Raw genomic sequence first — 10645 nt, forward strand, 5'->3', positions numbered from 1 at the left:
GACACGACCAGAACCGTCATCTTCCTGATCGCCGGCAAACTCGACTTCGGCGCGGTCAACCCTCATGCCCGGTAACCCACTCGTTTTTCAACAGAGCCATTATTGAGCCTTACGTAAATGGGTGACATATCACAGTGGAAGCTCGGCCTGCTGCCAGAACGCTGTCACCAGAGACGGGCGCCGCTGCATGGACTTGAGCCGGCGTCGCGCGAAGTCGCCGACCTGCGCGATATCCTCGCCGAAGCACAGTACCGCTTCAATCGACGCTTCGATCTGAAGTCCATCCTCACCCGCCTCATCCATGCAGCAGCGCAGACTCGCCCGTATCCCGCGACCGCGCTGAGACTGGCTGAGGTTTGTTAATGATCACGAAACACTATGGCAAGTTCGCTAATTGACGAGTTTAGGGCTGACGCGGCTCAGCATTACGGAGCGCCCATATCTCTCGCGAGCTTGCTTGTCCGCGTTCTAGCGAATCCCTCGCTAAGGGCGGTATTACTAGTGCGTCTGGCGGTGAGGGGAGGGCGAGTTGCTCATGCATTCTGGCGCAACTTACTCGTGCATTCGTACGGAATCGATGTCGGATATGGAGCATCAATAGGTAGAGGATTAAATTTGCCTCACCCAATCTCGATTGTCATTGGTCGAGGTGTAGTTATTAGGGACCGTGTCACCCTGTATCAAGGCGTGACGCTCGGTCAAAAGAAGGGTGAATACCCGACAATCGAGTCAGACGTGACGATCTATCCGAATGCGGTTGTGGTTGGCGCAGTAACCGTCGGACCGAACTGCAGCATCAAAGCGCTTCAGCTAGTCGAGTCTGCGTCTCGCGAGTAGAGGGCCAAGATGACAATGTGGGGCCTTTTTCTATTGAATCTCTTGCCTATAGGCATCCTCCTTGCCTTGTCGCGGAAGAACGCGGTCCCGTTCCTCACTTCGAGTCTGCTGCATCCATACTTCTTTCTTGCGCTGATCCTGTTGCTCTACAACATTGACTTTCTGGTCCTTGGAGCTGGTCAGTCGGCAACTCGGTTATCGGAAATGTCAGCTTCCATTCCGGTCCGCGATGTGTGGTACGCCTTTGCGGTATTCAGCGCGCTTCAAGCTGCCCTCGTAGCGGGGATATTACTTGCTGGCGCAGTGCATGTGCCTAACCGAGCGGTCGTTGGGGGCGGCATTCGGGCGGCGCGGGTCGTTGGCGCTATGCTCGTTGTCGTCTCAGTTGCCGTCACCTTCGGCTCTCTCGCGTTAGGTGTTTCGTTCCTTTCGCTCGACGTTACTCACCAGAATTTCTACCGAGAGAATCAGGCGCTATGGCTTGTAAAGTCTCTGTGCAATCCGGCGATGGCCCTATATGTGCTCTCTTCTGGAAAATGGAGGCACTCTGACTTTCTCGTGCTGGCGGGCGCCGTCGCAGTAGCGACGTTGGGCGGGTCGCGTAGCAGCGTGTTGTTCGCTAGCGCGATCGCTGGGATGAAGTTCGCGCTACTTGGATGGCGTATTAGGCAAAGCTGGACTTTGGTCGCTATTCCGGCACTGGGTGCCATTCTGTTGGTACTGCGCTTCTACTTGCGCGAACAATGGCGCTACGGATCTATTGTTGACTTTGTTGCGGCACAGGGGGGGGTAGTTGGTACGTTCTTCAGCACAGCAGAGGTATCGATGGCGGATGCATTTACGATGGCATACATCTACTCGGATGATATTGCTGTCTTTCCGTTCCAAGGCTTTCTGTTTGCAGCATCGCTTCTTATTCCGCGAAGCTTCTGGCCGGGCAAACCGATTAGTCCTAGCGGCTCGTTCACAGACGCGCTTTCGCCCACTAGATGGGAGATCACACGAAGCGAGCTCACGGTCACCGGGTTCGGAGATATGTTGCTCGAATTTGGTCTTGTCGGAGCGTTGATAGCATGCGCGTTATTCGCGTTTGTGTGGGGCTACCTAGTCAAGAAAAGTGCAAAGGCGATCCACTCTGTGTATCAGCGTTTTGTATTTGTTGCTCTGTACTGGAGCGTGTACTCATTCGTTCGGGGGGACATGGGGAATCTTGGCGGCTTGTTGTGGCCGTTCGTGCTCGTTTATGTAATTTGGCGAATAGCTGCGTATTTTATCAAGGACAGGGTGGTACGTGGCTCGCATTAGCGTGGTTGGTGCCCTGCCACCGCCTTACTACGGGGCGGCAAAGAACACAAAGATTATTGCAGACCTTTTATCGGCAGCTGGCGCTCAAGTTCGGCTTTTCGATACCGCACCCAAGAGCAGCGGCGCGCACGTGCGAACGCTTATGTATCACGTGAGCCGAGTGAGATTGCTGTTGCGCAATCTTCTGGGGATTCGATCGTCCTCAACTTTGTACATTGTTGCCGACGGCGGATTCGGCATTTGGTACACGTTGCTGTATGTGGTGGCGTTCAAGGAGCATGGACGCATCTATATTCATCATAGGAACTATTCCCATATCGAGAAAGTAAGTCTCGCTATGAAGCTTATTGTGCGGCAGATTGCGCCGACAGCAACGCACATTTTCTTGGACAATGAGATGGCGGACAGATTTGAGGCTCTGTACGGACCTGTGGCGGACCGTCGCGTCGTGAGCAACGCAGCAACCAACGACGTAGCAGTGTCAGTGAGCAGGGCGCGCGCAAGTGGTGCATTGCGCGTGGGCTTCTTGAGCAATCTGACGAATGAGAAGGGCTTTGACGTAGTTGTCGAGACATTTCTACGCCTATCGAAAGAGGTGCCTGCCTCTATCTTCTTGCTGGGAGGCAAGGCAGTCGGACCAAGAGAAGAGCGGCTACTTAAACACTTGCAATCTGAACTAGGTGATCGCTTGGACTATCGGGGGGCGGTATACGGTGACAACAAGAGCAAGTTTTTTAGTGAAGTCGACGTTTTTTTGTTCCCAACGCGATATGTTCAAGAGGCGCAGCCAAATGTGCTTTTCGAGGCGATGGCCGCCGGATGCTTCATCATTGCGCCGCCTAGGGCGTGTATCCCGAGCATGATGGCAGGTGTGCCATGCGCACTTGTCCCTGACGGGAGGGACTACTCCGCGCGGATTTCTCAAGCTGTCATCGCGGCTTCACAAGCAGCGACGGACATGCTCGTGCGGGGCGAGATTTCGCGTGCGGCGGATTGCAAGAGAAAAGTGGCGTTGGCTGTTCTCGATGAACTTATCCGTGAGATGAGTGACGACGACCGGCATGCGGTTCTCAACTGTGAGCGCTGATCGTGAAGGTATTGTTCGTCTCCTTGAACTTTGCGCCCGAACTGACCGCCACAGGAAAGTTCACCGGAGAGATGGCGGGCTGGTTCGCCGGGCGCGGACATTCTGTCGATGCCATAGCGGGCTTGCCGCATTATCCGGAATGGCGTGTGCGGAAGGACTATCGGAGGCGTGGCTTCAGGCGGGACAGTTCTAGTGGCGTCTCAGTGATGCGCGTCGCGCATACAGTGCCTCGTCCGAATAGTGTGTCAGCGGTTGGGCGAATTATGATGGAGACCACATTTTCGATCGCTTCGCTTTTCTGGTGGAGTAGTGTTTTGCTGCGGCCGCGCAAGTACGACGTCGTTATTGCAGTGTGCCCGCCGATGCAGGATGCAGTAATGCCGTGGCTGTATGGTCTGATCCGGCGCGTCCCTTGGGTTGTCCACATCCAGGATTTCCAAGTCGACGCTGCCATGCGCCTCAGGATGCTTCGTGTGGGCGTGCTGGGACGACTGCTGTATGCGATCGAAAACTTTTTGCTGACGCGCGCATCGCGGGTCAGCACGATCACGCCGGCGATGTTGAAGCGAGCCGTAGAGAAGGGCTGCGATCCGGAGCGAACATGGCTCGTGCCGAATTGGGCCGATGTCTCGGGGGTTGTACCTGGTCCTCGCCAGAACGCGTTTCGCCGAGAACTCAATCTCACCGATGACCAGATACTCGTGCTTTATGCGGGAGGTATGGGTGTAAAGCAGGGCCTGGAGGTTGTTGTGCAGGTGGCCGCCAGGCTTCGAGATGACAAACGACTTCGGTTTGCCATGGTCGGCACTGGAGCTGACCGATCCTGCCTGGAAGCCATGGCTGCCGCGTCAGGCGTCGACAACTTGCAGTTTCTTTCCGTCCAGCCTGCAGAGCGTCTGAGTGAGATGCTGGCGGCGGGTGATATTCACCTCGTCATACAGCGCGCCGAGGCGGCAGACTTGGTGATGCCGTCCAAGCTAGCGAACATCCTGGCGGCGGGTCGCCCGGCATTGGCCACCGCTTCGCCGGGGACGGCATTGCATGACATCCTGCATGGTTACGACTGCGGGGTCACTGTCGAGCCGGAGAATGTGGACGAGTTGGCACATGCTCTGCTGGATATGGCTGCCGATCACTCAGCGCGGAGGAGGATGGGCGTCAATGCGCGGGCGTATGCTGAGAAGTATTTGAGCCGCGACGCCATTCTCGGCCGGTTTGAAGAGCAGTTATTCGATTTGTTGAAAGAGGGGAGCAGGGCATGAAACGCGCATTGATCACCGGCATCACCGGACAGGACGGAGCCTATCTGGCCGAACTTCTTTTGGCGAAAGGCTATGAAGTCCACGGCATCAAGCGCCGCGCCTCACTGTTCAACACGGACCGCATCGATCACCTGTACCAGGATCCGCACGAGAAGAATCGCCGGCTGGTGCTGCACTATGGCGACCTCACCGATTCCACCAACCTGATCCGCGTCGTGCAGCAGGTTCAGCCGGACGAGATTTACAACCTCGGTGCGCAGTCGCACGTGGCGGTGTCGTTCGAAAGTCCCGAGTACACCGCCAACAGTGATGCGATCGGTACGCTGCGCTTGCTGGAGGCAATCCGCATCCTGGGCTTGGCGAAGAAGGCGCGCTTCTACCAGGCGTCGACGTCAGAGCTGTACGGCAAGGTGCAGGAGATTCCGCAGAAGGAAACCACGCCGTTCTATCCGCGCTCGCCGTATGGCGTGGCCAAGCTGTACGCCTACTGGATCGCGGTGAATTACCGTGAATCCTACGGGATGTACGCCTGCAACGGCATTCTGTTCAATCACGAGTCGCCGGTGCGCGGTGAAACTTTCGTCACGCGCAAGATCACGCGGGCGATGGCCCGCATCGCGCTGGGTCTGCAGGACTGCCTGTATTTGGGCAATATGAATGCGCTGCGGGACTGGGGTCACGCGCGCGATTACGTGGAGATGCAGTGGCTGATGCTGCAGCAGGAAGAGCCTGACGATTTCGTGATCGCCACTGGGATGCAGTATTCGGTGCGGCAGTTTGTCGAGCGTGCGGCGGCGGAGCTGGGCATGTTCATCGAATGGCAAGGCGAGGGCGTGGACGAGGTCGGCGTCGTCGCGGCCGTGTCCGGCTCGGACCTGCGCGTGAAGCCGGGCCAGCGCGTTGTGGCGGTCGATCCGCGCTATTTCCGGCCGGCGGAGGTCGAGACGCTTCTGGGCGATCCGACCAAGGCGCGCGAGAAACTGGGTTGGACGCCGCGGACCACGTTCGATGAGCTGGTGCGCGAAATGGTGAGCGAGGATATGAAGTCGGCGAAGCGGGACAGTCTGGTGAAGTTGGCGGGGTTCAAGGCATTCGACTATCACGAATGACTGGCGATGCGCTGTGTATTGATGCGCGCCTGCGGCGATGACTCGACGCCGGCAGACCCGGACGACCGGCTTGCTCTGGGGCACGGCACGAGATGATAGGGCGGCCATGAACAAGCACGCGCGGATTTATGTGGCGGGGCATCGTGGGCTCGCGGGCTCGGCGATCGTGCGGGCGCTGGAGCAGGGCGGCTATCGCAACCTGCTCCTTCGCACCCATGCGGAGCTGGATCTGACCTCGCAGGCCGCGGTGGAATCCTTTTTCCATGAGGAACGGCCGGAGTATGTATTCCTCGCGGCGGCGAAGGTGGGTGGCATCCACGCCAACAGCGCCTATCCGGCCGAGTTCATCCGGGACAACCTAGCGATCCAAACCAACGTGATCCATGCGGCCTGGAAGGCTGGTACGCGCAAGCTGCAGTTCCTGGGTTCGTCGTGCATCTATCCCAAACTGGCGCCGCAGCCGATGCCGGAGAGCTGCCTGCTGACGGGCCCGCTGGAACCCACCAACGAGTGGTATGCGGTTGCCAAGATCGCCGGCATCAAGATGTGCCAGGCGTATCGCCAGCAGTACGGCTTCGACGCTATCTCGCTGATGCCGACGAACCTCTACGGGCCTGGGGACAACTTCAATCTGGAAAACTCGCACGTGCTGCCGGCACTGATCCGCAAATTTCACGAGGCCAAACTGCGCAAGGAGCCGCAGGTGGTGATGTGGGGCACGGGTACGCCGCGTAGGGAGTTCCTGCACGTCGATGATCTGGGGGCGGCTGCCGTGTTTTTGATGCAGCGCTACTCCGATGACGCGTTCGTGAATGTGGGTGTCGGTGAGGACGTAACGATTCGCGAGCTGGGCGAGATCGTGAAGACGGTGGTCGGCTATGAGGGGGAGGTTGTCCAGGATCTGACCAAGCCGGACGGCACGCCGCGCAAGTTGCTGGACGTGTCCAAGCTGCATGCGCTTGGTTGGAGGGCGCGGATTGATCTGCGGGAGGGGATCGAGCAGACCTATCGATGGTTCCTCGAAGCCGGCGCGGGTGCGCGCGCCTGATTGTCGCTGGAAGTCCGGTAAACTAGGTCATCGAGTCGGCAGGTTCATCGTGGGGGGAGGGGTAGGGTGAAGACAGTTTGGCGCTTGACCGGGTGCGTTTATGTGCTCTTGGGTTCGGCCTGTTCGGTGCTGCCGGGTTTGCACGTCGGAAAGCCGGGTTCGGAGTCGGTGAGCCTGGAGCGGCGGACGCAGCCTGACGGTTCGACGCAGTACGTCGGGCAGTCCGGCGGCGAGCTGATCGGCTATCGGGTTGTCGAGGTGACGGGGCAGTCGCTGGCGCAGATCAGGGCGGGGACCGAGATCACTCTTCCGCCACTGCCGGGCATGTTCAGTGCGGTGACCGCCGGACAGGGTGCGTTGGAGTATCGGATCGGGCCCGGAGACATCGTCTTGATCACCGTCTGGGAGCACCCGGAGCTTTCGGCGCCGCTGGGCGATCGGACGGACGTTCAGAACGCAGGCCGTCTGGTGTCTGCCGATGGCTTGATGTTCTACCCCTATGTCGGCGAATTCAAAGCGGCCGGCATGACTGCACTGGAATTGCGCCAGTTCATCGCCCAGAAGCTGTCGCGCGTCATCAACAACCCTCAGGTGGACGCGCGTGTCGTGGGTTTCCGTTCGCAGCGGGTTCAGGTGAGCGGAGACGTGCGTGACCCCGGTGTCGTCGCACTGGATGACAAGCCCAAAGGGGTCATGGAGGCGATCGCGGAGCGTGGGGGCTTGACGGAACAGGCCAGCCGTCGGCGCGTCTATCTGACGCGAGGCGGCATCAGCTATCCCCTGGATCTCGCTGGCATGCTTTCAGGCGAGCGCACGGTGATGAATCCGCAGCTCGTCGCAGGCGATGTCGTGCACGTGCCGGATCGGTCGAATGATCTGGTCTTCGTGTTGGGCGAGGTCGATAAGCAAGTGCAGGTGGCTTTGCAGCAGGGCAAGACGACGCTGACGGAAGCCTTGACGGCGGCAGGTGGGCTGGACCGGTTGCGCGCCAACGACTCGGGGGTTCTGGTGTTTCGTAGACCCTTCGCCGAGGGGCTCTTGCCGACGATTTATTCACTATCGCTCGACTCGCCGCTGGGACTGTTGTTGGCCGGCGAGTTCGTGCTGCAGCCGCGCGATGTGGTGTACGTCAAGACCACGGACTTTGCCCAGTACAATTCTCTGATCAATCAGCTGCTGCCGACGATTTCCGCGGTGTTTCAGCTCGATCGCCTGGTGACGAGGCGCTGACGGATCTTTCTTGCTGCACCACAAGCCCGCGCTCGGCGCGGATCATGGCCGATACTTGATGAACCAGGGTTCTGCGGTACTTCCACGCCAGCCGCCCAGCTCAGCGGGCAGCTACGACGACGAAATCGATCTGCGCGAGCTGATTGGCGTCATTTCCGCCGGGCGCTGGCTGGTCGTCGCGGTGGTGCTGTTGTGCATCTCCAGCGGTGCTTTCTATTGCTGGGCGGCGACCCGCATTTTCGATGCCGATGCCTTGGTGCAAGTCGAGGCCAAGGGCGCAGGCGTGAATGCCGCGCTTGGCGAGCTCGCCGACGTGATGGGCCAGGCATCGAAAGCCACTGCCGAGATCGAGCTGCTCAAGAGCCGCTACCTGGTCGGCTCCGTCGTCGATGGCTTGGGGCTGACGATTCAGGCGACGCCGCGATACTTCCCGATCATCGGCCGTCCACTGGCGCGCGGGGCCGACGCAGATGGCATCGAGTCGTGGTTGCCGAGACCTCCGGGCGGATGGGGGGGCTATGCTTGGGGCGGCGAATTCATCCGCGTCACCGCCTTCGAGGTACCGCCGAATCTGCTCACCCGAGAATTCACGCTCGTCGCCACTGCGTCCGGCTATCTGCTCGAACTGGACGGTGACCCGATTCTGCGGGGCCAGGTTGGTCAACGCGAGGTCGCTCAGTCGAGCGTGTCGCCCTTTCCGATCGAGATCTTCGTTCAGCAGCTCAACGCGGCGACTGGCACGCGTTTCAGGCTCACCAAGCTCAGTCGCAGTGAGGCGATCGAGAATGTGCAGTCCGAGATTTCGGTGTCTGAGAAAGGCAAGGACAGCGGCATTCTCCAGCTGTCCTACTCGGCCGACGATCCCGCGCTCGCGCGTGAAGTGGTCAACCGGCTGGTCATCGCGTATCAGCGGCAGAATGTTGAGCGCAAATCGCAGGAAGCAGCCCAGACCTTGTCCTTTCTGGAGCGTCAGCTGCCGGAGCTGCGCAGCCGGGTGGAGTCTGCGGAGCGGTCTTTCAACAACTTTCGCCTCAAGGAGGGTTCTGCAGACCTAACCAAGGAGACCGAGCTCATTCTGCAGCAGAGTGTGCAACTGGAGACCAAGCGCGTCGAGCTGGACCAGCAACGCCAGGCTGCGCTGCTGAGGTTCACGGCGAACCATCCCAACATCCAGGCGATTGATCGCCAGATGGAGGCAGTGCAGCGCGAGCAGGAGATGATTGGCCGGCGCGTCAAGGATCTGCCGGAAACGCAACAGGAGCTGCTTCGCCTTTCGCGCGAGGTTCAGGTCAACACGACGCTCTACACGAACCTGCTGAACAGCTACCAGGAACTCGAGATCGTCAAGGCCGGCACCATCGGCAATGTCCGCATCGTCGATTACGCCGTTGATGCGCGCGAACCGTCGAAACCGAAGATCCCGCTGATTCTTGCCTTGTCGCTGGTTCTGGGTGTCTTCCTGGGGATCGCCGCGGTATTCGTCCGGCGCGCACTCAATCCCGCGGTCGAGGATCCGGCGGAAGTCGAGCGGGTGCTGGGTGTCCCGACCTATGCAACGGTACCTTACACGGTCAAGCAGCGCGCGTTTGGCAGGAGCAAGTCGTCAACCGATGTGAAGCTGCTCGCCTTGTCCAGCCCGCAGGATATCGCGATCGAAGCGATTCGCAGCCTGCGGACCTCATTGCACTTTGCGATGATGGATGCGCCGAACAATGTGTTGATGCTGACGGGGCCCGCGCCGGATATCGGCAAGTCGTTTGTGTCGGTCAATCTGGCGGCCGTACTGGCGATGTCGGGCAAACGCGTCGTCATGGTCGACGCCGATCTGCGGCGCGGACATGCCAACGAGGTCATCGGATGTGAAAGGACTCCGGGTATTTCCGACTACTGCGCTCAGCAGGCGGACCTGGACCAGATCATTCGACCGACGGCGATCGACGGGTTGGATCTGGTGCCGACGGGACGGATCCCGCCGAATCCTGCGGAGCTGCTGTTGACGACGCGATTCTCCGAGCTCATGGAAATCCTTTCGCGGACTTACGATTATGTCGTGGTCGATACGCCGCCAGTGCTTGCGGTCACGGACGCCGCGATCGTTGGCAAGATGAGCGGCTGTACGATGATCGTGCTCAAAGCCGGGGAACACCCCATGGGCATGATTCAGGAGACGGTGGCGCGTCTGCAGAATGCCGGGGTCGCCGTGAAGGGCACCATCTTCAATCAGATCGGCCGCTCCGGGAGTGCGTACTACTATCGATATGGTTACCAGTATGGTTATGCGCAACGGTACCAGTCCATTTCCACCTAGACGGCCGGCATTCCGGCGATCATGGCCGGCGCTTGGTCGATGCCTGGTGTTGTCGATCCTGCTGGGCCGAGTCGGGCCTGGTTTGGCACAGGACGTGCCTGAGTTCAAGGCGCCGAAGGACGCGGCCAGTGTGGGGCGATCCTTGCGCTACTACGGTATCGAGGATTCGGTTGAGCAGCGCGCCAGTGCCCGTTTCGTGCTGGCCAGCGCCAACCTCGATCAGGTGCGGGCGGTGCCCAGTCCCGCGCTCGCGGCGACGAGTCTGTTCCTCTACGTCTTTTTCGGCGGCGGCGGTGCGCCCGCGGACCTAGTCGACGTGCCCGACGATCTGGTCACGCGGTTTAGCCGCGAGGGCGCTGACACAGTCCTTTCCAATCCAGAGATGAGCCTGAAGGGTGGGTCTGAGTGAGGGGCTGTCAGGCGGCGGGACGCTGGGCTTTGCTGATGGAAAGGAACAAC

The 10645-nt window shown here is 59.7% G+C and carries 8 protein-coding genes and 1 pseudogene; all 9 read left to right on the forward strand.

The genetic code is table 11. From position 1 onward, the window contains the following. Positions 1-234: 234 nt before the first annotated feature. Positions 235-363, forward strand: a pseudogene (locus tag AAG565_RS15440) (IS1595 family transposase); the annotation flags it as partial. A gap of 483 nt (positions 364-846) precedes the next feature. Next, complete coding sequence (locus AAG565_RS15445) at positions 847-2142, forward strand: hypothetical protein (RefSeq protein ID WP_348820541.1); 1296 nt, start codon at positions 847-849, stop codon at positions 2140-2142. After that, on the forward strand, positions 2129-3229 hold the full coding sequence (locus tag AAG565_RS15450; RefSeq protein ID WP_348820542.1) for a glycosyltransferase family 4 protein: 1101 nt from the start codon (positions 2129-2131) through the stop codon (positions 3227-3229). The genes AAG565_RS15445 and AAG565_RS15450 overlap by 14 nt, the downstream gene beginning before the upstream one ends. Before the next feature lie 2 nt (positions 3230-3231). Further along, complete coding sequence (locus tag AAG565_RS15455; RefSeq protein WP_348820543.1) at positions 3232-4491, forward strand: WcaI family glycosyltransferase; 1260 nt, start codon at positions 3232-3234, stop codon at positions 4489-4491. After that, complete coding sequence (gene gmd / locus AAG565_RS15460) at positions 4488-5600, forward strand: GDP-mannose 4,6-dehydratase (RefSeq protein WP_348820544.1); 1113 nt, start codon at positions 4488-4490, stop codon at positions 5598-5600. Before AAG565_RS15455 ends, gmd begins: the two co-directional genes overlap by 4 nt. 106 nt (positions 5601-5706) lie before the next feature. Then, the gene (locus AAG565_RS15465) at positions 5707-6648 is read left to right on the forward strand and encodes a GDP-L-fucose synthase (protein WP_348820545.1); all 942 of its coding nucleotides are present in this window, start codon (positions 5707-5709) and stop codon (positions 6646-6648) included. A 66-nt stretch (positions 6649-6714) separates the two neighbouring features. Then, positions 6715-7878, forward strand: coding sequence for a polysaccharide biosynthesis/export family protein (locus tag AAG565_RS15470; protein WP_348820546.1), 1164 nt, complete (start codon positions 6715-6717; stop codon positions 7876-7878). A 10-nt stretch (positions 7879-7888) separates the two neighbouring features. Continuing rightward, entirely contained in the window at positions 7889-10186 is a 2298-nt protein-coding gene (locus AAG565_RS15475) for a polysaccharide biosynthesis tyrosine autokinase (protein WP_348820547.1), read from the forward strand. Between the two features lie 49 nt (positions 10187-10235). Further along, a complete protein-coding gene (locus AAG565_RS15480) occupies positions 10236-10595 on the forward strand; it encodes a hypothetical protein (protein ID WP_348820548.1) in 360 nt (119 codons plus the stop codon). Positions 10596-10645 lie beyond the last annotated feature (50 nt).

Source organism: Fontimonas sp. SYSU GA230001, assembly GCF_040066175.1.
GTDB lineage: Bacteria > Pseudomonadota > Gammaproteobacteria > Nevskiales > Nevskiaceae > Solimonas.